The organism is Kiloniella majae (assembly GCF_002118315.1).
Lineage (GTDB): Bacteria > Pseudomonadota > Alphaproteobacteria > Kiloniellales > Kiloniellaceae > Kiloniella > Kiloniella majae.
Genome location: NZ_MTSZ01000001.1, coordinates 1,260,429 through 1,282,256, shown reverse-complemented (window position 1 = coordinate 1,282,256; position 21,828 = coordinate 1,260,429). Strand labels below are relative to the sequence as shown.

The 21,828-nt window shown below is 46.9% G+C and carries 20 protein-coding genes; 6 read left to right on the top strand and 14 right to left on the bottom strand.

Features of this window, described 5'->3' with window-relative positions:
• The first annotated feature begins 195 nt into the window (after nucleotides 1-195).
• The 3 genes from BKB51_RS06025 (at nucleotide 196) to mtgA (ending at nucleotide 2,603) form a co-directional block, all read left to right on the top strand.
• On the top strand, nucleotides 196-1,071 hold the full coding sequence (locus BKB51_RS06025) for a dimethylarginine dimethylaminohydrolase family protein (protein WP_085900142.1): 876 nt from the start codon (nucleotides 196-198) through the stop codon (nucleotides 1,069-1,071).
• A complete protein-coding gene (locus BKB51_RS06020) occupies nucleotides 1,038-1,742 on the top strand; it encodes a TetR family transcriptional regulator C-terminal domain-containing protein (RefSeq protein ID WP_245813224.1) in 705 nt (234 codons plus the stop codon). Before BKB51_RS06025 ends, BKB51_RS06020 begins: the two co-directional genes overlap by 34 nt.
• Nucleotides 1,743-1,937: 195 nt before the next feature.
• Nucleotides 1,938-2,603: a monofunctional biosynthetic peptidoglycan transglycosylase gene (gene mtgA, locus BKB51_RS06015; protein ID WP_085900140.1), complete on the top strand. Its 666-nt coding sequence runs from the start codon at nucleotides 1,938-1,940 to the stop codon at nucleotides 2,601-2,603.
• Between the two features lie 94 nt (nucleotides 2,604-2,697).
• Here the strand turns inward: mtgA and BKB51_RS06010 are convergent, their stop codons facing one another.
• From BKB51_RS06010 to BKB51_RS05990, 5 genes are all read right to left on the bottom strand, one after another.
• Nucleotides 2,698-3,462, bottom strand: coding sequence for a substrate-binding periplasmic protein (locus BKB51_RS06010; RefSeq protein WP_085900139.1), 765 nt, complete (start codon nucleotides 3,460-3,462; stop codon nucleotides 2,698-2,700).
• A gap of 118 nt (nucleotides 3,463-3,580) precedes the next feature.
• The gene (iolB, locus tag BKB51_RS06005) at nucleotides 3,581-4,393 is read right to left on the bottom strand and encodes a 5-deoxy-glucuronate isomerase (RefSeq protein WP_085900138.1); all 813 of its coding nucleotides are present in this window, start codon (nucleotides 4,391-4,393) and stop codon (nucleotides 3,581-3,583) included.
• 58 nt (nucleotides 4,394-4,451) lie between these two features.
• The gene (gene iolE, locus BKB51_RS06000; protein WP_085900137.1) at nucleotides 4,452-5,348 is read right to left on the bottom strand and encodes a myo-inosose-2 dehydratase; all 897 of its coding nucleotides are present in this window, start codon (nucleotides 5,346-5,348) and stop codon (nucleotides 4,452-4,454) included.
• Nucleotides 5,349-5,352: 4 nt separating this feature from the next.
• Entirely contained in the window at nucleotides 5,353-7,200 is a 1,848-nt protein-coding gene (gene iolD, locus BKB51_RS05995; RefSeq protein WP_085900136.1) for a 3D-(3,5/4)-trihydroxycyclohexane-1,2-dione acylhydrolase (decyclizing), read from the bottom strand.
• Between the two features lie 98 nt (nucleotides 7,201-7,298).
• Nucleotides 7,299-9,218, bottom strand: coding sequence for a bifunctional 5-dehydro-2-deoxygluconokinase/5-dehydro-2-deoxyphosphogluconate aldolase (locus BKB51_RS05990; protein WP_085900135.1), 1,920 nt, complete (start codon nucleotides 9,216-9,218; stop codon nucleotides 7,299-7,301).
• 210 nt (nucleotides 9,219-9,428) lie between these two features.
• Here BKB51_RS05990 and iolG point away from each other — a divergent pair, with 210 nt between their 5' ends.
• Complete coding sequence (gene iolG, locus BKB51_RS05985; RefSeq protein ID WP_085900248.1) at nucleotides 9,429-10,418, top strand: inositol 2-dehydrogenase; 990 nt, start codon at nucleotides 9,429-9,431, stop codon at nucleotides 10,416-10,418.
• An 82-nt stretch (nucleotides 10,419-10,500) separates the two neighbouring features.
• On the opposite strand, the gene BKB51_RS05980 is transcribed toward iolG, so the two are convergent.
• From BKB51_RS05980 to BKB51_RS05960, 5 genes are all read right to left on the bottom strand, one after another.
• Entirely contained in the window at nucleotides 10,501-11,322 is an 822-nt protein-coding gene (locus BKB51_RS05980; protein ID WP_085900134.1) for an inositol monophosphatase family protein, read from the bottom strand.
• 50 nt (nucleotides 11,323-11,372) lie between these two features.
• The gene (locus BKB51_RS05975; protein WP_085900133.1) at nucleotides 11,373-12,443 is read right to left on the bottom strand and encodes an ABC transporter ATP-binding protein; all 1,071 of its coding nucleotides are present in this window, start codon (nucleotides 12,441-12,443) and stop codon (nucleotides 11,373-11,375) included.
• Nucleotides 12,440-14,674 carry an ABC transporter permease gene (locus BKB51_RS05970; protein ID WP_245813221.1) on the bottom strand — a complete coding sequence of 745 codons (2,235 nt, stop codon included), beginning with the start codon at nucleotides 14,672-14,674 and terminating at the stop codon, nucleotides 12,440-12,442. Before BKB51_RS05970 ends, BKB51_RS05975 begins: the two co-directional genes overlap by 4 nt.
• Before the next feature lie 36 nt (nucleotides 14,675-14,710).
• The gene (locus BKB51_RS05965; RefSeq protein ID WP_085900132.1) at nucleotides 14,711-15,742 is read right to left on the bottom strand and encodes an ABC transporter substrate-binding protein; all 1,032 of its coding nucleotides are present in this window, start codon (nucleotides 15,740-15,742) and stop codon (nucleotides 14,711-14,713) included.
• A gap of 239 nt (nucleotides 15,743-15,981) precedes the next feature.
• Nucleotides 15,982-17,007: a LacI family DNA-binding transcriptional regulator gene (locus tag BKB51_RS05960; protein ID WP_158090160.1), complete on the bottom strand. Its 1,026-nt coding sequence runs from the start codon at nucleotides 17,005-17,007 to the stop codon at nucleotides 15,982-15,984.
• A 141-nt stretch (nucleotides 17,008-17,148) separates the two neighbouring features.
• On the opposite strand from BKB51_RS05960, the gene BKB51_RS05955 reads away from it, so the two are divergent.
• Entirely contained in the window at nucleotides 17,149-18,000 is an 852-nt protein-coding gene (locus BKB51_RS05955) for a MurR/RpiR family transcriptional regulator (RefSeq protein ID WP_198946646.1), read from the top strand.
• 107 nt (nucleotides 18,001-18,107) lie between these two features.
• On the opposite strand, the gene BKB51_RS05950 is transcribed toward BKB51_RS05955, so the two are convergent.
• The 3 genes from BKB51_RS05950 to pspA all read right to left on the bottom strand — a co-directional run bounded on the left by BKB51_RS05950 (nucleotide 18,108) and on the right by pspA (nucleotide 19,638).
• On the bottom strand, nucleotides 18,108-18,590 hold the full coding sequence (locus tag BKB51_RS05950; protein WP_085900130.1) for a hypothetical protein: 483 nt from the start codon (nucleotides 18,588-18,590) through the stop codon (nucleotides 18,108-18,110).
• A gap of 75 nt (nucleotides 18,591-18,665) precedes the next feature.
• Nucleotides 18,666-18,893, bottom strand: a complete 228-nt coding sequence (locus BKB51_RS05945) for a hypothetical protein (protein ID WP_085900129.1) — start codon at nucleotides 18,891-18,893, stop codon at nucleotides 18,666-18,668.
• 76 nt (nucleotides 18,894-18,969) lie between these two features.
• On the bottom strand, nucleotides 18,970-19,638 hold the full coding sequence (gene pspA, locus BKB51_RS05940; protein ID WP_085900128.1) for a phage shock protein PspA: 669 nt from the start codon (nucleotides 19,636-19,638) through the stop codon (nucleotides 18,970-18,972).
• Nucleotides 19,639-19,800: 162 nt separating this feature from the next.
• Between pspA and pspF the strand changes: the two genes are divergently transcribed.
• Nucleotides 19,801-20,799, top strand: coding sequence for a phage shock protein operon transcriptional activator (pspF, locus tag BKB51_RS05935; RefSeq protein ID WP_085900127.1), 999 nt, complete (start codon nucleotides 19,801-19,803; stop codon nucleotides 20,797-20,799).
• Between the two features lie 22 nt (nucleotides 20,800-20,821).
• On the opposite strand, the gene BKB51_RS05930 is transcribed toward pspF, so the two are convergent.
• Nucleotides 20,822-21,799: a helix-turn-helix domain-containing protein gene (locus tag BKB51_RS05930; RefSeq protein ID WP_085900245.1), complete on the bottom strand. Its 978-nt coding sequence runs from the start codon at nucleotides 21,797-21,799 to the stop codon at nucleotides 20,822-20,824.
• Nucleotides 21,800-21,828 lie beyond the last annotated feature (29 nt).

The following is a 21,828-nucleotide window of genomic DNA, read 5'->3' as shown; positions in this document are numbered from 1 at the left end:
GCATCTATAAAAGCCCCGTCAGTGTTATCTGGCGGGGCTTTTATAGATGCCGTGAACAGGTTCTAATGCTTCTGATATTTTATTATGCATTTGCATAATTTTATGCAAATGCATAGAATTATTGGATCAAGACTAAAAAAGCCAAGATGATTGCATGCATTGCGGTTGGAAAATCAAATAGCTGAGAGTGTTCCGATGATGAAATATGGATGTCAGACAATGGCCGCCCCTATGAAACGCGTTTTAATGCGCAGGCCGGGAGAGAGCTTGAGAAATGCAGATCCAGTAAAGTGGCATTACAATGAACTGTTTGATGCTGAAAAGGCCATCGATCAATATCAGGGTCTGGTTGATATGGTTGAACAAGCTGGCACTGAAATTGTCTGGATAGAAGACAATGATGATGGCCTGTCTGATGCGATGTTTACCCGGGATGCTTCGCTTATTGTTGAAGCCGGGGCGGTATTGTTACGCATGGGTAAGTCATTGCGTGCAGAGGAACCTGCGTTACATGGCAAGGCTTATGAAGCGGCCGGCATCCCTGTTCTTGGGGCTTTATCCGGTGATGCTCTGGTCGAAGGAGGAGATACGATTTGGCTGGATGAGAAGACGCTTGTTGTTGGTCTCGGGTTTCGCTCTAACCGTGAAGGTGTCCGCCAGCTAAATGAACTATTGAACCCGCACGGGATAGAGGTGCTGGGCTTTGATTTACCCACATGGCATGGGGAAGAGGCCTGTCTCCATCTTATGTCCGTGATCTCGCCACTCGATGAAGATCTCTATTTGGTTTTTTCCCCACTGATTCCTGCTGCACTTTATTCTCTGATGAAGCAACGTGGTATTCAGATGATTGAGGCGCCGTCGAAAGAGTTCACAGCTAGTTATGGCTTGAATCTTAATGTCATGCCGCTGTCACCCAGAGACTGTGTCATGATTGACGGCTTTCCCGAGACACAAGCGATGATGGAAGCACATAAAGTCAAAGTCCGCACTTTTGAGGGGGGGGCTCTTTGCATGGCGTGTGAAGGTGGTCCAACATGTTTAACGAACCCAATTCTTCGGGAAGCTTGAGGCGTTTTCTAATGCTGAAGCAACAAGATCTCAAACATCAAAGGCCTAAACGTGGGAAAAGCGAGATTCGTAAAGACGAGCTGATTGAGGCGACATTGGAATGCATCTCCAGCGAAGGTCTGCAAAATGCGACGGTACGTAAGGTTGCTGAATATGCTGGTGTTACCAATGGTTTGATCCGGTTCCATTTTGGCAGTAAAGATCAAATGATTCAGATCGCTTATCAGCGGCTGTTAGAAGAAATATTTCAGTCTTCTCTTGCGGTTGTTACTGAAAGTCAACTTTTGCCACGTGAACGTCTGAGGCGCTTTCTAAAAGCTAACCTATCTTCTCCGATTGTAACGGCACAGACGGTGATACTTTGGGCGAACTTTCTGCCCCTAACTTACAAAGATGAAGAGATGGCGCGTATCCGCCGTGAGGCTTATACCAAAACAACAGCTTTGTTTGAGGAGTTGATCGAGGCAGCCTTGGTTGATGAGGGAAAAGTTGGCGTGGATGAATACTGTTCAAAGCAAAAGTGTCGTCACTTAGCCATCAAACTCAATTCATTGATTGACGGTCTTTGGCTCGAAGGTAGTACGGCAGACAATAGCCCTTACAAAGAAGAACTGGTTGTGATTGGTTTGGATGCTGCCTCTGACCTTGTGGGAATGAACTTGAGAGAATAAAGGGTGAAATACAAGAAACAAAAGGAACTTGCTGAGTATGGCCTGTGCGTTTAGCACAATGGTATAAAGAAAACTCTAGGTGTGAAGCTTCTTGCCCCTTTTGCAGAGATCATTACACTCATTGGAACGAACGCTGATGAGCTGCATGTTTGACGAGCAGGTTTAAAACCTCTTCCTATGGGCAAGTGTAAATAAATGAGAATTTTCCTCCGTTGGCTTGTGTGGGCGAGCGTCTTTGTCGAGCTAATCCTGCCTCTTGGAATCATCCTGTTGTATCGGGTGTTTCCCCCTTTGGCGACGCCCCTTATGTTGCTTAGGGATACACCGATGCAATATGATTTTGTCGAGTTGGAAGATATCTCGCCAAGCCTGGTGAAAGCAGTTTTGGTTTCTGAAGATCAACGGTTTTGCGATCATACGGGTTTTGATTGGAAACAACTAGAGATCGTCTGGGAAGAGGTGGTTCATACAGGAACAGCTTCGCGCGGGGCCAGCACGATTTCTATGCAGACAGCAAAGAACCTGTTTCTCTGGCCCTCACGCAGCAAGGTTCGAAAGGTTCTTGAGATTCCGATTACTCTGATGTTGGAAACATTGCTGCCAAAGCGACGAATTCTGGAGCTCTATTTGAATATCGCTGAATTTGGTGACGGGATTTATGGTGCAGAGGCTGCTGCGCAAAACCATTTTAACAGAAAAGCGAAAGGTTTGACACGGGGGCAGTCAGCACGCCTTGCCGCGGTACTACCAAACCCACTGTCTCGGAATGCTGCCCGACCTAGTCAGAATGTGCAAAAACGGGCTGATAAAATCCAGGGTGGAATCAGGATTGCGCCTGCTTCGCTGTGGTCTTGTCTTTAGTTTCTATTTCTTTGTGATGCTAGAAATGTGTGATCTTTCTGGGAAGTGTAACTCTTACTGAAAATTATGATCTACCTTCTCGTAAGGGGAATTATCACAGGTCGTCAGGAGGAGGAATATTATGATCTCGATAAATTTGCGCTAATGTTCCGTCGCTTTTGATCTGCGCGAGTGCCTCATTAAAACGCCGAATAATTGTATCTGCATCCTTACGCTTTTTACTGATTACAAAATGTAACGCTTTATGCCCCAGAACAGGGCCGGCGAAGTTATAGATTTCATCCCATTTGGGGTAAATTTTTTGCAACTGATGACGGGCGACGTTTTCTTCTTCTGGTAACAGATCAATTCGACCGCGTCGCAATAGTTCCAATCCTTGATAGAAATCATTAATGACTGTCGTATTGGTGTCTTCATATGCAACAGGAAGTTCATAGGCATAGTTTCTAAGCAAACCGATGGAATAAACAGAGAGTGCCTCAAGATTTTCTATGGTTATTTCTTTGGCCGTTAACTTTACCAATCGTAACTTGCTATTCAATAAAGGGGTGCTATAGAGATAATTTTTCGCACGTTCTTCTGTATGCCAAGCCCCTAAAACACCGTCTGCTCGGCCTGTTTTTGCGTATTTTAGAGCTCTCGACCAGGGCAAAAATTCTATTCTTGTTTCATAGCCAGCACGTTTTAGGGCTGTTGTAACAATGTCAGTTGCTAGGCCACCTTTTAAAAGGGAGGCACTGTTATAGGGCGGGAAATCATCGTTCACTAAATAGAGTGTTTCCGCGGAAACTGCTCGGGTGAAACTGGTTAGGATGAAATAAGCACAGATAGCTAATTTATATAAAAGAAGCCTCTCCATTCGTGCATGCCTTTTAAATTATAAGCTACATGCGATTGTATGAATGGAGAGGTTTCAAAAATGTTAAGTATGTTGTGGAGGTGCTTTGTTATTGCTTCAATAAAAGAGGATTAAATTCCTATGATTCCAGCATCCATTCATGAGCCGGGTCGTTATGGAATTTCCAGACACGTTTGGGGCCGGCCATTACATTGAGATAATAGAGATCGTAACCATGAGGTGCGCCGCAAGGGTGATAGCCTTCCGGTACTAAAACCACATTACCATCTTCTACGGCAAAGGTTTCATCCAATGATCTGTCATCTGTGTAGACACGCTGGAAGGCAAAACCCTGTGAAGGATTGAGACGATGGTAATAGGTTTCTTCCAGCAATGATTCATTTGGCAGCGCATCCTGATCGTGCTTGTGAGGGGGGTAGGAAGACCAGTGTCCACCGGGTGTTATGACCTCAACGACAAGCAAGCTGTCCGCGGGGGCGGTCTCTGGTAGAATGTTGGCTACATGGCGAACATTCGTTCCTTCCCCGCGGGTTTCCCTGCTTGCTTGTTCTGGCGAGATAACACGCGGTTTTAAACGTTCCTCAGGATTTGATGTTACGGGGGCAGAGCAAACTGCCAATTCTACATCAGTCTCTGCGATTAAAGACCATGTGCATCCCCCTGGGATATAAACGGACCAAGGATCTCCTTCGAAAGGGGACATGCGTTCACCGAGAGAACCAAAATCCTGATCATCGACACTGACTTTTCCTTTGCCAGACACAAAAACGAGACAGGTTTCTCGGTTAGTTGCCTGTTCCGATAGGGTTTGATCTTTTGCAAGCTTGTGTACGTTAAAGCCAACATATTCCCAACCAGCACTATCGGGGGTGATTTCGATCACCTTGCCGTTTTGATCCGGTGCTGATGGTTTTACAAGTAAGTGGCTCATCTAATTTCTCGTACTGTTAAGTTTGGGCGCCTAAATTTGATCATGGGTGTATCAGGTTTCACGCTGTTTCTTCAAGCAAACCTGCTTCTTGCAGATAGCCAACCAAATTAGCATAACCCAGTTTGGCAAATGAAAGTGCTGAAATCTTATCTGAGTACTGCTCAGCCTCAACAACAACCCAGCCTTGATATCCCCGGAGTTCTTTTAAAGTTTTTGCAAAGTCAATCATGCCATCGCCAGGGACTGTATAGACACCGGCAATGACGGCCTCCAGGAAGCTCATATTCTCATCAGCAGCTTTTTTCATAATTTCGGGACGCACGTCTTTCGTGTGCACATGACTGATCCGGTTCTTGTAGCGCGCAGCAAGTACTGCAGGGGCTGCGCCGCCCCAGGTTGCATGCCCTGTATCCAGAAGTAAATGTACCGATGGACCGGTAACGTGCATAAAGTTGTGAATGTCTTCTTCAGACTGCACGATTGTGCCCATGTGGTGGTGATACACAAGGCGAACACCTTCAGCCAAGGTTGCATCGCCAACCTCTGTAACGCGTTTTCCAAATTCGACCCAATCTTCATCTTGTAGGATAGGTCGTTTGGAGAGGGGAGTGTCGATATCGCCGTGAATAGCATTTGATGTCTCGGCAAAAACCAGAACATTTGCGTCACACCCTTTAAGAAGATCAAGGTGAGGGCGCAGGTTCATAAGTTCATCTTCGACACTGCGGATTAACAATTCAGAAGAATACCAGCCGGATACAAGGCTGTGCCCGTATTCAGCAAGCGTGGCCTTTAATGTTGCGCTTTTGCGCGGAAATTTATTGCCAAGTTCCATGCCAACGAAACCGGCTTCCTGTGCTTCTCGAAGACATTGTTCGAGCGGAATGTGTCCACCCAGTTCAGTCATATCATCGTTTGACCAGCCAATAGGATTGGCACCAATACGAATGGTCATAAATTTAATCTCCGATACGTTGTTGCTTGAGCGCGGTCTCATAGTTCTCACGCGCAGAATTTACATTTTTGTCTGATGATACTTCCGGAACAGCGACATCCCACCAGTGTCCGCCGGCTTCGGTTGATGTCAGGGGGTCAGTATCGATTACAATGACGGTAGTTTTGTCATTGCTTTGGGCTTGTTCTAACGCTGTTTCCAGCTCATCAATTGTGCCAACTTTTGATGCGATGGCTCCCAGGCTTTCCGCGTGAGTTTTAAAATCGATGTCCGGTAGGGATTGATGATTTGTATGTTCCAGCAGGTTATTGAAGGACGGATTTCCCGTACCACGTTGCAGGCGATTGATGCACCCGTATCCTCGGTTATCAAGAACGACAATCGTCAATCTTTGTCCAAGAAGAACAGAGGTGGCGATTTCCGAGTTCATCATCAGGTAAGAGCCGTCGCCAACCATGACCACGACTTCCTTGTCCGGGGTGGCGATCTTGACACCAAGACCACCTGCGATCTCATACCCCATACAGGAATAGCCGTATTCTACGTGGTAACTCCCGGGCATTGAGGCTTGCCATAGCTTATGAAGCTCACCCGGCAATCCACCTGCTGCGCAGACAACAATACTGTCCTTGCTTGATTGACGTTGAACTGCGCCGATGACTTGCGCATCAGATGGGTAAAGATCTGGTGTTGAGGCCGTAACTTTATTGGCGGCATTTACCCAGTTTTGATAAGCGTCTTGCCCCAAGGCTGACCATTTACTTGGCGCTGTCCATCCCTCTAGTTTGGCACTCAGTTGTTGTAAGGTGCTTTGTGCATCACCGACCAAAGGCAGGGAACGATGTTTGGTTGCATCGAAATTTTGCACGTTGATACCGATGAAACGTCGGTCAGGGTTTTTAAAGAGCGCCCAGGATCCCGTTGTGAAGTCCTGAAGTCTTGTCCCCACGGCAAGGATAAGGTCGGCTTCTTCAGCTAGTTTGTTTGCTGCAGAGGTTCCCGTTACACCAATTGCTCCCATGTTCAAAGGATGATCGTGAGGCAAAGCTGATTTGCCTCCCTGTGTTTCTGTGACCGGGATATTGTGCTTCTTTGCAAAGGATTGAAGTGTGTCACTCGCTTGTGAATAGTGAATACCACCCCCTGCAATAATGAGAGGTTTTTGGGCCTCTTTTAAGGCCGCGAGAGCAACTTCTAATTCTTTGGGATCAGCGGCAGGACGGCGAATATGCCAGATCTTTTCTTCAAAAAAGCTCTCCGGGTAATCGTAGGCTTCTGCTTGAGTATCCTGACAAAGGGACAGGGTTACCGGGCCGCAATCTGCTGGATCTGTCAGAACATTCATAGCTCTGTTAAGAGCCGGGATAATTTGTTCCGGGCGTGTGATGCGATCAAAGTATCTGGATACGGGTTTGAAACAATCGTTTGCGGAAATCGTGCCATCACCAAAATTTTCGATTTGTTGAAGTACGGGGTCGGGATTTCGGTTGGCAAAAACATCACCGGGTAGCAGTAATAGCGGCAGACGATTGACGTGGGCCAGTGCTGCGGCGGTAACCATGTTTGTGGCACCGGGACCAATAGAGGTTGTGCAGGCCATCATGCGTTGACGCTGGGATGATTTGGCATAAGCAGTTGCTGCGTGCGCCATCCCTTGTTCGTTGTGCGCTCGGTAGGTCGGCAGCTTATCCCGAACCTGGTAAAGGGCTTCACCCATACCGGCGACATTGCCGTGCCCAAAGATAGCCCATACACCACCAAAGATTGGTTCGATTTTATTGTCGATCTCAATTTTCTGAGCGCTTAAAAAATTTGCAATAGCCTGCGCCATTGTTAATCGTATTGTCTTCATCTGTTTTAATCCGGTCCACGCAGATTTTTATTCAGCTATAAAAACAAAGTATGACACACTTCGTTTTTATAGATTTTGTTGTATATGAGCCCTTGTGCTCATGAAGAGCGTGTTGCTGTTTCAACTTCTACCCACGCATCTGTCAAGCGACGGAATTTATTTTCCATATCTGCAATTGCGGCTTTGTCATCAATCTCGCCCTTTAACCATGCATTTGCTGCTGCGGCAAAGATTGTGCGCCCAACCGCGAAGCCTTTGACCCAAGGGGAAGATATCGCAGAGGCAAAAGCTTCTTTGAGTTCGTCTTCAGGGGCTTCTAAGCCCAACAGGACGATGCCTCGACAATAGGGATCATTTCCTTCGATTACACGGCTGATATTTTGCCATGCAACGGTACTGGTTTGTGGTTCCAGTTTCCACCAATCGGGTTTGATGCCCAGATCATAAAACCTGCTCATAACTGTTGATATCGTCTCATCATCAAGAGGGCCATTTTTTCCTGCAATGATTTCGATAAGAAGCTCTCGACCAACGTTACGGGCTGCTTCATGAAGTCTTAGAAGGGATTTCTCCTGTTGTTCCCTAAGGCTTTGTTCGTCATCTGGGTGGTAAAAGCATAGACATTTCACAACATGGTCAACGGGCCACTCGCTCAAATGTGACCCCAAGTCTTTGATTTGATCAAAATCCAAAGGACGTGAACCTGGTAACTCGACAGGTCGTCCAATCCACAAGGGTTTTTTTGCGGCATCAAACATGGCCTTTACACCATAGGTGCTATCCAGAAGCATGCCATAGTTCGGCCGTCCCTGCGCGACATTACTGGCGGCTTGTACCGCGAGTTGTTTGAGATAAGAGATGTGATCGCGAGATACGCCTGCACGATCTGCCATATCTTCTAGCTGAGATCTATGGTCAATGGCAAAAGCCATTAGGCTTGTGTCTGCTGGGCGTCGAGTTGTTGCCCAGTGGATGTGATTGATATCCTGATCTTTGCGTAAAGCACGATGTTTGCTGCCTACCTTAAGGAAGTATTGCAGTTCGTCCCATGTTGGGATTTCTGGCGAGCAAAGCAGGCGTGAAACGGCAAAAGCACCACAGGCATTTGCCCATTTTGCACAGGTCTCAAAGCTTTCATCTTTGAGCCATCCCCTTAAAAAACCGGACATAAACGCATCGCCAGCCCCTAAGACATTATAAACCTCAACGGGGAAGCCAGGACCTGTGATGCCTTCTTCCAGATTTGTCGGTATGGCATCCGGATAGACGACGCAGCCCATGGGGCCACGTTTGAGAACAATAACAGCGTTAGAAAAAGAACGAATCACCTCTAAGGCTTCGAGTGTGTTTTCCGTGCCGCCCGCGATATGAACTTCTTCTTCAGTTCCCACAATAAGATCACAATTAGCGAGAACAGACTGAAGGTGTTTTGTCACGAGATCCGATTTTATGAAACGCTCTTCACCTGCTTCATGACCAGCCAACCCCCATAGGTTGGGGCGGTAATCAATATCGAGAATAACTTTACGGCCTGCTGCCTTTGCAATTGATACAGCCTTTTGGCTTGCAGCGAGAACATTGGGTTTGGACAAATGTGTGCCACTGATGAGAACCGATTGCGATCTCTGAATGAACGCAGGATCAATGTCTTCTTCGCACAGAGCCATATCGGCACAGTTTTCTCGGTAGAAAATCAAGGGAAAGGTGTCATCATCCTTTACGCCTAACAGCACCAATGCGGTCAATCGATTTTTGTCAGTGATAATACCATCTGTGGCGACGGCTTCACGGGCCATTTGCTCTCGGATATAACGTCCCATCTGTTCGTCGCCGACCCGTGTGATGAAGCCGGACTGCAATCCCAATCTAGACGTACCAATTGCGATATTGGCCGGGCATCCGCCGACAGACTTCGCAAAGCTTGCCATATCCTCCAGGCGACCGCCAATTTGCTGGCCGTAAAGGTCAACCGAAGCCCGTCCAACGGTGATAACGTCAAGATCGTATTGTTTTGTCATGGTTTTTGTCGTTTCTTCTTACTGCTCTATGACTTGTTAGACCTTTTTGTAACGCGCGGCTCTGTTTGCCGTTGCGTTGTTTGCATATAAGAGGTCAATGTTCAATTTTGCGTTTGGTGTATTGAATATGTCGTATCTTCTTCTTGTGATAATGAAACACATATTCTATATTTAAGTCAATTCAGAATATGTGTTCCTTTGGAGGTTCTTTTGGTTGGGTTTGGATTAATTGGTGCTGGCCGGATTGGACAGCTCCACGCAGATAATATTGTGGCAAATAGTCGGGCACATCTGGTTACTGTCTCTGATGCCTTTGCTGAGGCTGCAGAATCATTAGCCGCAAAAACAGGAGCCGTGGTTTCTTCGGTTGAAGATATGCTGGCCCGAGACGATGTTCAGGCAGTTTTTGTCGCATCTTCAACGGATACTCATGCTGATTTTATTGAAGCAGGGGCGCGTGCAGGCAAAGCGGTTTTTTGTGAAAAGCCTGTGGATATGGATGCGGACAGAATTCGCTCCTGTCTTGAGGTTGTTGAAGGGTGTAAGCAATCATTGATGATTGGTTTTAATCGTCGTTTTGATCCTAGCTTTGCATCGTTACAGCGGCGGTTGTCTGAGGGGGAAATTGGGGATGTTGAAATCGTTACGATTCAATCCAGAGATCCTTCGCCGCCCCCTGTTTCTTATATTGAACGATCCGGTGGATTGTTCAGGGACATGATGATTCATGATCTTGATATGGCACGCTTCCTTCTGGGCGAAGAACCTGTCTCTGTCTATGCCACTGGTTCGGCGCTGGTTGATCCCGCGATCGGTGATGCTGGTGATGTGGATACCGCGCTTGCTGTCTTAAAGACTGCAAGCGGCAAGGTTTGCCAGATATCCAATTCGCGTCGGGCAACCTATGGCTACGACCAGCGCATCGAAGTTCATGGATCAAAAGGTATGCTTCGAGCAGGAAATGTCCACGAAACTACTGTGGAAGTAGCAACGTCTGCTGGGTTTAAGGCAGATCCCGTTCAGCATTTTTTCCTGGAACGCTACATGGCTGCATACCGTGACGAGCTCAATGCCTTTATCGACGTTGTAGAACAAGGTGCCAAGCCTTCGCCAAGTGGTTACGATGGTCTTATGGCTCAGGCCTTGGCTGATGCAGCAACAGAGTCCCTTAAAACGGGTGCCCCTGTTTCACTCGTCTGATCTCAGGAACGAGAGCAAATACAAAAACAGAGGGCGCAATTCGCGTCCTCTGTTTTTTTGTTGAGCTCTAATAGTGGTTAAACTATGCAAGCCCTGTCATCTTTTGAAGATCTGAGGCAACGCCGCTTGCGGATGAGAGAATAGGGTTGCCTTTGCTCAGTCCGTCATTTTCAAGAAATGGCGATGACCATCCTCCGGCCTCTTTGATCAGGATAATGCCCGCGAGACAGTCCCAAGGATTGATGTGGGGCTCGTAGTAACCGATCAATCGGCCAGAAGCGACATATGACATCATCAAGGCGCAAGAGCCATTCCGGATAAACATGCCGCCTGCTGAAAGCAAACTGTCGAGAAACGGCAGAAGTTCTGATGGGGGAATGCGGTGGGATGTCCCGATACCCATGACGCCTTGCGTAACTGAAGTGATGTCCTGTGTTTGAACAGTTTGATTATTCAGGTGCGTGCCGTTTCCGCTCAGGGCAGAGAATAGCTCGTCTGTATTAGGATCATAAACAAAACCGGCAACAATCTTATCTCCCTTCATCAGGGCTACTGAAATGCACCAGGCATACATACCTGTCAGAAAACAGGCCGTGCCGTCGATGGGATCAATGACCCACAGATAATCATTGGAGCCTTTTTCCTGTCCGTGTTCTTCGCCTAGATAACCATCATTCGGAAACTTTTCACGTGTTAAGTCCCGAATTATCTTTTCAACGTTTTGATCTGCAATACTGACCACATCCTGAGGATCTGTCTTGGTTTCAATAATAAGTTCGTCGCGGCGATTAAAATAGTCCAAGGCAATTTCCCCGGCCTTTTTAATCATTTCCTGGCCGTGAAAAAATCTTTGATCAATGTTGTTCTTATCTTCTGGGCTGAGATCCTGGTAATTGAGAAACACAATAAAGTCCTTAGGTGCTGGTTGTCTCATGGGCGTTTTGTTTTGTTAATTTATGGTGCAATAAGAGCCATGCCCCTGGTGGCAAAGGTCATGGAAATATCACTGCCAGCCTTAATGGCATTTTCAATGCGATAATCGACCACAAACAGTTCACCCAACGGGCTATCAACAGAATAGTGAATTTGATTACCCAAATAAGTCGAATGTGTGATGTTTCCTTTGATACCAATTTGATTTGTAGAGGCAGGCTCAAGCAAAATTGAATCCGGGCGTACGGCTATTTGTGTTGTGCCATTGCCCATTCCTCTGCTGGGGAGGTCGTATTCAACGTTTTCTATGCGTATTTTTGCCGTTTCTTGAGTGATATTGATTACTTCACCGGTCACCAGATTTGCATCACCGATAAAGTCAGCAATAAAAGCAGAGGCGGGTGCTTCATATAGCTCTCGTGGTGTACCTTCTTGAGCAATTACTGACCTGTTCATGACAATGATACGGTCGGAAACTGCCAATGCTTCTTCCTGGTCATGCGTTACATATACTGCGGTCAAACCAAGGTTTTGCTGAAGATCTCTTATCTCTTCGCGGACTTTACGGCGCAGTTTAGCATCCAGATTTGATAGGGGTTCATCAAGCAAAAGAACTTCTGGCTCCAAAACCAGTGCACGTGCGACAGCAACCCTTTGTTGTTGGCCGCCGGAAAGCTCACTTGGTAAGCGAGATGCATATCCGGCAAGGCCAACAAGAGCCAAGCCTTCTTCTGCGCGTTCTGTAGCTTCTGATGTCTTTAGCCCGCTAACGCTCAATCCGTAAGCGACATTTTCGCCCACTGTCATGTGGGGAAAAAGAGCATAGGATTGGAAAACCATACTGACGTCGCGATCCGTGGCGGGAAGACTTGTAACGTCTTTCCCGCCAATCAGTATCCGTCCGGAAGAAGCATGTTCCAGTCCGGCAATCATCCGAAGAGTGGTGGTTTTTCCACATCCACTTGGCCCCAAAAGGGTAACAAGGTGACCTGGCTCAATCGAGAAAGAGACATCGTCAATTGCGGTGACCGCACCATAATTTTTGGTAACGTTTTCGAAGGTTACGGACCCTGCTTGAAGCTGCAGACTCATGCTTGTTTCTCCATAGGGGCAGAATTTGTTGATGATTTTGTTGTATCGGATTGAGAGGTTAACCTGTTTGTTCTGCGTAGCTTTCTCTCGCCAATAACCTTTTGAACGATCAGGATCGCACTTAGCATTACAAAAATCAGGACAGAGGAATAGGCAATGGCGATACCATATTCGCCATTTTCTACAAGGCCAATTATATAGGATGTTGCCATGTTGTGATCTGCACTGACGAGGAAGATTACGGCGCTGACTGATGTGATTGCGCGAACAAAGCTGTAGACCAGTGCAGCAACAATTGCTGGACGTAACAGGGGCAGGATAACTTTACGCAATGTTGTAAAGCTGTTTGCCCCAAGTGTGAGAGAAGCTTCATCCAGACTTTTATCAAGCTGGCTCATCGCGGCGATCCCACCACGTACACCGACAGGCATATTCCTGAACATAAAGCAAAGGACAAGAATGGCTGCAGTGCCAGTTAACTCAAAGGGGGGAACATTGAAGGCAAGAATATAGCTAACCCCGATAACTGTTCCGGGAATTGCAAAGCTCAACATCGTGCCGAACTCGAAGATATTTTTTCCGCCGAATTTCTGCCGTACCAGCAAGTAAGCTGTTAATAGGCCGAGTGCAGCGGTAAGAGGCGCCGCGATTGCTGAAATTGTTATCGTCGTCCAGAAGGAATCCCACGCAGCCCCTTCCCACACCAGATTTCCTTCACTCCATCCAATGCCGAAACCTTCTGCGTAATGTTGCAGGGTAAAGCTGTTGTTGCGTCCCCAATTCACAACAAAGCCGCCAAAGAGAACTGTTCCGTAAATAACAATTGTAAATAGTGCCCAGGGAATAGTGACACACATGCAAATTCGACGCAGTAACGGGTTCATCCCGGCGTGGATACCTGAATCTGCTTTGCCTGCAACTGTGGTGTAGGATTTTTTCCCAAGCCATATACGTTGTGCAAAGAAGGCGCTGAGCGTGAACATTAAGAGTGTGATCGCCAGAACGGCGGCCATGCTTTGATCATTTTGGGCGCCGACGATGGCAAAAAAGATCTCTGTCGACAAAACATCATAGTTTCCGCCGAGCACCATGGGATTGCCAAAATCAGCCATACTTTCGATGAAGCCAATCAAAAAAGCATTGGCGATACCTGGGCGCATCAAGGGCAGGGATACCTGTTTGAAGGTGTGCCATCGGCTGGCGCCAAGTGTCTGTGAGGCCTCTTCCATCGAAGGGCTGACGCCTTCGACAACACCAATTAGAACCAGAAAGGCTATGGGGGTAAAAGAGAGCGTTTGAGCCAGCCAGATACCAGGAAGGCCATAAAGCCAACGCCCGGCTTCAATGTTTAGGAGATCCGCAACAAATTGAGTGATGGTTCCTGAACGCCCCAAGAGAAGAATGAGGGCGAGGCCAATGACAAAGGGCGGTGTGATGATGGGCAGGATGGTGAGCACCCTGAGGGATTTCTTCCAACGAAAATCAGTTCTGGTTGCAACCAATGCAAAGCCAAGTCCCAGTAATGTGGTGGAGGTTGCAGTTAGAATTGCGAGAAAGAAGGAGTTTAGTCCAACACCGCAAGAGACGCTGGTACTTAGGCAGTCAATCCCCCAAATCTTTTTGGTGAAAAAATTGTTGGTAAAAGTACTAAGGGCATAAAGACCTTCATCATTTATAAAGGCTGAAACCAGAATTTTTCCAACTGGCAAGAAGACAAAGGTCGCGACGAGGGCAACAACAATCCCAATAGCTGAGGTTACGAAAACGTCACCTCGCAAATTCCCTGCTGCGGCGAGACCGGTGGTCAGGAGAATGAGAAATGCCCCTGATGTGAGAAGCGCCCCATAGCCCATGCCAAACTGACGTGTCTCAAGGGGGCCAAACAGGCTTTCCAGTGTGCTGAACTCCCAGCCACTGATCCCAACGCTAAATCCTTGCCCAAGTATGTAGGCGAGGCCAAACCCGCCGGATATGACCAGGGTTGAGGCGTATTTAGGGTCGCTTTTAACCCTGTTGAAAACGCATAGGGGAAAAAGAAGAGGGAAGAGAAGTGGTAATAACCACTCTTTATCCTGAAAGATTTGAAGAAGTGCCGGAGCATAATCACTATCAAACGGATAACCGTCAATAAGCCATTCAAAGGCCCAGAAGCCATCTTCAAGCGCATACCAGGGAAGGATGGCAAAGCCGATCCACCCCATAATAAGCCATGGAAAAAAAGATGTACGCACGTATCTTCCCTCTTTATCTCGAATGACGCTTATAGATTAGCGTGGCAGAGATTTAATTTCGTCATCCCAGCGCTTTAGAAGACGTTTTCTGGTTTCGCTGGAACCGTAGGTGGCAAAGTCATAGTTGATCAATTTGATCTCTGTGAGCTTTGGTGCTCCTTCTGGAACGGAGGATCCTGAATTGGAAGGGACCTGGTAGGCTTTAGCCTTTTCAGCCAAAGACTGTACGTCCGGGCGAAGTGCGAATTCTGCGAACTTTTTGGCGTTGTCCAGATTACGGGCACCTTTGATGATGCTCATGGATCCGACTTCATACCCGGTACCTTCGCAGGGAGCTACAACCTTGATCGGGAAGCCTTTTTTAACCTGCTTCACCATGTCGTGCATGAAGGTCACGGCCAGTGTGGTTTCCCCGCGGGCAGAGGCTTTGATAGGCGCGGAACCTGACTTTGTATATTGGTTTATGTTTGAATGAAGTCCGGCCAGAAATTCAAATCCTTTTTCTTCGCCAAAAAGCTGCACAACAGTTGCCAGTGTTGTGTAAGCAGTACCCGAAGAATTCGGGTTGGCCATTTGGACCTCACCTTTATAGGCAGGGTTTGTTAGATCGGCCCAGCATTTAGGTACAGGAAGGCCTTTTTCTTTCAAGAGTTCTTCGTTGTAACCAATACCAAGAGCGCCAGCATAGATCCCGACCGTTTTGTAGTCCCCTTGTTTTGCCTGATTTTGAGCCCATTCAAGAAGGCTATCAATCTGTTCTGATTTGTAGGGCGTTGTTAAGTCTTCTGCCGCAGCTTGCAGATGAGGATCGCCAGTCCCGCCCCACCATACATCAACCTTGGGGTTTCTTGCTTCTGCCTTGATGTGGGCGAAAATTTCGCCAGAGCTTTTGCGTACCATAGAAACATCAACGCCGGACTCTTTTTCGAACGTTGATTTCATGAGATTGCACCATTCTTCGTCGGCTGCGCAAAGGACGTTTAGTTTCTCTTTTGCTTGTGCTGAAACTGCTGATACAGCGCAAAGTGTCGCAACAGCGAACCCAAATGCGATATTTTTTTTTGTCATCCCTGTGACCTCCCTTTTTGGTCGTTTCTTTTGAGGTTGTTCCTCTTGAATTAAATTGTGCACACGTTTGCACAATTTGGCTAAAAAATTCCGTTTAGAATCCTTGCTCTTGTTATGATGATAAGAGGCAGAAAAAATAAATGAAAGAAAAATTTCAATAAATTTATTATTGGAATTTATTTTCTAAAATTAAATTTGTTGAAGGATATTAATTTCAATCCTTTAAGGAAGAGATGTACTCATAATTGTTGGTAGGGCGGAGCTGCAATTGTTTTTCTTTTGATTAAGGACACAGGAATTATTTTGCGTATGCGTTCGGAAGTGGTGTCGATGCCATTGATACACTCTGCGACAGCTTTTGCCAGGTTGTTGGGGCATTGTTTAATTGTAGTTAAGTCGTAAGTTGGGCGAGCGGAAAGAGGCAGGTCATCAAACCCGATTACCGACACATCATCAGGAATTTTCTTGCCCATTTCGTAGCGTGCGGCATCCATAAAGCCAAAGGCGATATTGTCTGTCGCACAGAAAAATCCAGTTGCATGATCTTGTTGAGACAGTGTTTTAAGGGCGGCTTTATATCCTGCTTGATATCCTGTTTCTTCGACGTTTATTTTTTCGAGAGTTACGTCGCCTGCACTTGCTTTTAGAGCAAGTGTTTGTTCAAAAAAATCACGCCTGGATACGCCACTGAAAGTACTGAAGCTACTGTTGATAAAGGCAAGTTTCGTATGGCCGGCATCTATGAGGGCCTGTGCCGCTAACATTGCACCTTTTTGATTGTCGCAATTGATCAGGTTTGCCTGGTCCAGTTGTCCAGCCCTGTTTAACAAGATGACAGGTATGTCCCGGTTTATAAATTTGGCACCAATAGAAGACGAAGGGCTGCCGGATGTAATAACAATGCTTTTGACTTGATATTGGGCGAGCTTTTTTATGGAGATATCAAGCTGTTTTTCGTTGGACGCGTCCAATAGAATGGGATGCAGGCCCATTTTCTGGAGAGTTGAAATCAGCTTGTCCACAAGGATAACGGCAAATGGATCGTGTAATCCTGATGAAACCAATCCAACCAAATCACTTTCTTTGGTGCTCATTGAGCGCGCAAGTTTGTTGACTTGATATCCCAGTTGATCTGCGATTTCTATGACGCGCTTGCGAGTGACATCCGATATTCGACTGTCTGATTTGAAGCAACGTGAAACTGTAGAACGGGACACTCCGGCCAGCCTGGCAACATCAGCAGAGGTGACATTTTGTTTTTTCATACCGGATCCTGATTTGGTCATAAGCGTCTTTATTTACATGGTTTTCAAATTTTGAGCAAACGTGTGCATTGATTTAAATTATTATCATTTATTCCTTTTATAGAATTTATATTCCATTTGTGTGTCAGTCTGGTATGAAGAATGGAAAAAATGAAAGGCTATTTGATGATTGCTCCCAGTACCTATGATGCCTTGCGGGATGAATTGGCATCCCGCCATGATGAGCTTAGCAAGCGTTTGAAGCAGATCGCAGAATATGCGCTGGACAATCCGAACGATATGGCGCTGGAAACGGTTTCTGAAATTGCAGAGCGTGCAGGAGTTCAACCTTCAAGTCTTATCCGCTTTGCCAAAGCTTTTGGGTACTCGGGCTTTAGCGAAATGCAGAAAGTTTTTCGTTCGCACCTTGTCGAGAATGGCTCTAACTATAAAGAACGTATCCGCTCGTTAGGCAGGGATGATTCGTGCCAATCCAATAGCTCGAGCGTTGTGCTTGATGATTTTATTGATGGTGGCATCGCAGCGTTGAATAACCTGCGTGAGGTACTTAACCCTGAAAAGTTGGAACAGGCAGTTGAGGCCTTGGTTGATGCAGATGTTATCTACCTGACGGCGCAAAGGCGATCTTTCCCGATTGCAAGCTATTTGTCCTATGCTCTAGCGCAGTTGGATAAGCGCTGTGTGCTCATAGATGGTAACGGGGGCATGTTCTTTGAGCAGGCGCGTTCTATCCGTCCGGGGGATGTGTTGTTGGCGATCAGTTTCAAAAGCTATGCCGCTGAAGTCGTCCAACTGGTCAAGGAAACAAAAAGTAAAGATATACCTGTCGTCTCGATCAGTGATGGCATTTTAAGCCCCCTTGCGCAGCATTCAGATGTCTGTTTGGAGGTGGAGGAAGTTGAAGTGCATGCCTTCCGGTCGCTTTCTGCCAGCATGACCCTGGCGCTGACGCTTGTTGTTGCTTTGGGACGCGCTTTGGATCAGGCAGCTTGATTTCATTGTCGTGAATAAAACGGAAAGCGCCCTTTAGGGCGGGGGGCTCTAAAGGGCGCAGTTACACTGGTAAATTTACTAGGTATATACTTGGTCAGCAGAAGGCTTTATGTGTCGTCCTTCTTCATCTTTTGAAACTCTTTGTTGAGTTTGTATTCTTCAGAAGAAACATGTTTTTCCATGTCTGCTGTTCGGCGTTCCAGGTCTTCAAACTCTCGGCAAAGCTCGGAAAAATCCAGATTGTCGTCTCTGCTATCTTGAGGGGAGGGTGCTTGTTCAGCGCCAGCATAGGCGTATTGTGTTTGGTATTTTCCTGTATTGTTGCCGCTCGCCCAGTTTTTTGCTTTGTGCGCCATTTTGTTGAATTTTCCCTCCAGACGACCTGGATTATTTACCCAGTAGAGGGAGAGAAAAAAAACGATTAACGTCAGGACAAAGTTTATAAAAAGACCAATAATAAAGGCGGCCAAAACAAGCTTTCTCGGCACGCCAAAGCGATCTGCAATGGCGCGAGTTACCCGTTTGACAGGACCCTGATGGTGGTAGGCCTGATAACTGTGACAGCCTGGTTTTTTTCTCTGATTGTGCATGTGAATAATCCCGTTCTCTTCTGGTCGCTGATTAGCTTTGGTGCAGGTGGCGTTGGTGTAGAGGAAGGTTTGACTTTAATCCTGTTCCAGCACTTTTTCGAGTGTGGTAACTCGATCGGCCAGCTTCCTCGCTACGTTGCGCATCTTTAAAAGCTCTTCTTTGGGGACAGCTACCATACCATTTCCCAGATCTTGTTTTTTCATCGTTTTCCACTTTGTTATATAATGGAAAATGATCCAGAGCGGGGCAACGATAGATAAAAACACTACCAAGGGGACGAAGAAAGCTACAGCGAAGCTCATTGTTTAATTTCTTTCTCAGTTCAAAATCTGTTTGTTCTAAATCCCGGCCGCTCTGGACCGTTGCAGGCTAGGGGCATTATTTCTTGGACTTTGACATTTTTGCCTTTAATGCCGCAAGTTCATCAGCGATTTCTGCTTCCGCTTCCAGTTCCGAAAACTCGTCGTTCAGCGTTTTTGTCCGACCAAGGTCGTATGAATCAGCTTCCGCGTCCAGTTCTGTAATTTTGCGCTCCAGATTGTCGTAACGAGCCAGGGCGTCATCAACGCGGCCATCGTAAGTTGTCTTACGAAGTTTTACTCTTTTTTCAGCTGTATTTAAACGAATTTCCATCGACTTCTTCTTGGCTTTAGCTTCGTCTAGTTTTGCCTGAAGTTTTGAAAGATCGTCGCTGGATTTTGCAAGGCTTTCTTCTATGTAGCCCAGTTCAGTTTGAAGGGCATCCATTTGCTCTTCAATTTTTCTTTTGGCTAGAAGGGCGCCTTTGGCAAGATCGTCACGTCCTTTTGAAAGCGCGAATTCAGCTTTGTTTGCCCACTCAGTCTTGGATGTTTCTAGGGCAGTAAGCTTTTTCTCAATGTCTTTTTTGTCGGCAATTGCCTTTACAGAAGATGAGCGTACCTCGATCAAGGTGTCTTCCATTTCCTGAATCATAAGGCGGGCCATTTTTTCCGGTTCTTCCGCACGGTCCAACAGAGAATTGATGTTGGAATTAACAATGTCGGTCAGACGGGAAAAGATACTCATAACAATTTCCTTTCGAGGAGTAAGAATACTTCGATAGATTGCATGAGGTGTGCCAACTTTAAGTTTTGTTTTAAAACAGTGTGTTAGAGAATAAGCTTGAAAATTTACCCTTAAATAACGATATTTATTAGCGAAAATAGATAACTAATATAGCTAATAAATATGGATGCTCTTGTTAATATTATCGGGGAAGACCCTCATTTTTTGGATGTGGTTGAAAAGGCGTCCCAACTTGCCTTGATCGATAAGCCATGTCTTGTGGTTGGAGAGCGGGGAACCGGCAAAGAGTTGTTTACATCCCGCCTGCACTATCTGTCCCGACGCTGGGATGGTCCTTTGGTCAAAATTAACTGCGCTGCTTTAACGGATAGTTTGTTGGAGAGTGAGTTGTTTGGGCATGAACGAGGTGCTTTTACAGGGGCGCAACGGACGCATATCGGGCGGTTCGAGCGTGCTGATGGCGGGACACTTATACTGGATGAGATTGCGACGGCATCCAGTGCGGTTCAGGAGAAAGTTCTTCGGGTTATTGAGTATGGAGAATTTGAGCGGGTTGGTGGGAGTGAAACGCTTCATGTGGATGTGCGGGTTATTGGGGCGGCGAACGTTGATTTGCCCGCACTTGCTGCTGAGGGTACTTTTCGGGCGGACTTGTTAGACCGATTGGCCTTTGATGTTCTCACTCTGCCGCCTTTACGTGTGAGGCCCCGGGATATTCTGACGCTGGCGCATCATTTTGCGTTAGAAGTTACGCGGGAGGTTGGGCGTGATCTTTTCCCCGGATTCTCAGCAAGAGCGAAGAAGCAGCTTATTGACTATGCCTGGCCGGGCAATGTCAGAGAGCTTAAAAACGCTGTTGAGCGAACGATTTGTAGATTGCCTGTCACTGAGACAGCAATTGATGAGATATATATAGATCCCTTTGATAGTCCTTGGCGATTTGGAGGCGGAAAAAGGAAAAAGGAAGAAGCTGTTGAGATCGAGAGTGTTGCCATTGATGACTTTGCCGAAGCTGTTGCAGATTTTGAGCGAGGGATTCTTACGCAAACTCTTGAGCGGTATCAATTTAACCAAACTGATGCGGCGCAAGCCTTGTCGCTGAGTTACCATCAACTCCGGAGGCTTCTAAAGAAGTACGAGGTGTCTGTGCGGTCTTCGTAGGAGAACGCTTGTTGGTTGAGGCTTAGAGGGCCAAATTCAGGAATTTGATCTTTCGGTGCAATGTTGCCCGGCTTATGCCCATGGCGTTGGCTGCCGCAGAAACATTGCCTCCTGTATGGGCGAGTGCCTGAAGAATAACCCGTCGCTCAGCCAATTCATATTCTTTGGCGTGATTAACTTCTCTTCCGCGTAGATCCGCAAGCAGAATAGGTTCTTTAATTGGACCATTATCAAGCCCGTAGAGGCGGCGTGCTCCTCGTGAAGCGCCAATAACAAGTCCGTCTTGATCAACTGCTAACAGAGCCGTTTGCAGGTTGGGTGATGCCCCGGGTTGTCCGTTAGGGGGACTGGCAAGAACGATATCGGCTTTGTGATATGTTTGCCGGAAATACTCAGATTCAATTTGCCGGGCGGCATCGATAACAGAGAAAGAGATAATTTTTGCAAAGTCTGGTGTTAAGTCTGCGCGGCTGGAGGAGACATCGATGGCGGCCAGCAAGTGACCTTCATGATCAAAGATAGGGGCTGCGCTACAGGACAGACTGATATTTTTACTGTGGAAGTGTTGATCCTTATGGATGGTCAGGGGGCGTTTTTCAACGATGCAGGTGCCAATACCATTCGTGCCTTCGCTTTCTTCGCTCCATAACGCGCCAGTGCAAAGGCCCCAATTATCATAGGTTCTGTCGTCACTAGCCGCTCCCCTTCGATCAACCGCGATACCACTTGCATCAGCAAGAATAACGCAACAACCTGCATTCCCAACCGCGAGATAAAGGCGATCAAGGCTTGTCTCGGCGGTGTGAATCAGGGGGCCAAGTTTTTCCCGTGCCTGTTTCAGTTCCGAAGAAGATATGCGTTCTGGTGGTCGTGTATAATCGGGGGAGAGGTGGTGTAAAAGTTTAGATCGGCGCCATGATGCTGCCACAGCATTCTGGGCGGCGCCATTTGCTTCAAGTGTATTTTCCACATGTGTCGCGTGGTTGCTTGTCGATCCCATGTTCGTTGCCTCAAGAGCATCTCGCAAAA

Bases quoted from the DNA above. Each gene is read 5' to 3' on its own strand.
- BKB51_RS06025 (WP_085900142.1), top strand. From the start codon at position 196: ATGATGAAATATGGATGTCAGACAATGGCCGCCCCTATGAAACGCGTT.
- BKB51_RS06020 (WP_245813224.1), top strand. From the start codon at position 1,038: ATGTTTAACGAACCCAATTCTTCGGGAAGCTTGAGGCGTTTTCTAATG.
- mtgA (WP_085900140.1), top strand. From the start codon at position 1,938: ATGAGAATTTTCCTCCGTTGGCTTGTGTGGGCGAGCGTCTTTGTCGAG.
- BKB51_RS06010 (WP_085900139.1), bottom strand. From the start codon at position 3,462: ATGGAGAGGCTTCTTTTATATAAATTAGCTATCTGTGCTTATTTCATC.
- iolB (WP_085900138.1), bottom strand. From the start codon at position 4,393: ATGAGCCACTTACTTGTAAAACCATCAGCACCGGATCAAAACGGCAAG.
- iolE (WP_085900137.1), bottom strand. From the start codon at position 5,348: ATGACCATTCGTATTGGTGCCAATCCTATTGGCTGGTCAAACGATGAT.
- iolD (WP_085900136.1), bottom strand. From the start codon at position 7,200: ATGAAGACAATACGATTAACAATGGCGCAGGCTATTGCAAATTTTTTA.
- BKB51_RS05990 (WP_085900135.1), bottom strand. From the start codon at position 9,218: ATGACAAAACAATACGATCTTGACGTTATCACCGTTGGACGGGCTTCG.
- BKB51_RS05975 (WP_085900133.1), bottom strand. From the start codon at position 12,443: ATGAGTCTGCAGCTTCAAGCAGGGTCCGTAACCTTCGAAAACGTTACC.
- BKB51_RS05965 (WP_085900132.1), bottom strand. From the start codon at position 15,742: ATGACAAAAAAAAATATCGCATTTGGGTTCGCTGTTGCGACACTTTGC.
- BKB51_RS05960 (WP_158090160.1), bottom strand. From the start codon at position 17,007: ATGAAAAAACAAAATGTCACCTCTGCTGATGTTGCCAGGCTGGCCGGA.
- BKB51_RS05955 (WP_198946646.1), top strand. From the start codon at position 17,149: ATGGAAAAAATGAAAGGCTATTTGATGATTGCTCCCAGTACCTATGAT.
- BKB51_RS05950 (WP_085900130.1), bottom strand. From the start codon at position 18,590: ATGCACAATCAGAGAAAAAAACCAGGCTGTCACAGTTATCAGGCCTAC.
- BKB51_RS05945 (WP_085900129.1), bottom strand. From the start codon at position 18,893: ATGAGCTTCGCTGTAGCTTTCTTCGTCCCCTTGGTAGTGTTTTTATCT.
- pspA (WP_085900128.1), bottom strand. From the start codon at position 19,638: ATGAGTATCTTTTCCCGTCTGACCGACATTGTTAATTCCAACATCAAT.
- pspF (WP_085900127.1), top strand. From the start codon at position 19,801: ATGGATGCTCTTGTTAATATTATCGGGGAAGACCCTCATTTTTTGGAT.
- BKB51_RS05930 (WP_085900245.1), bottom strand. From the start codon at position 21,799: ATGGGATCGACAAGCAACCACGCGACACATGTGGAAAATACACTTGAA.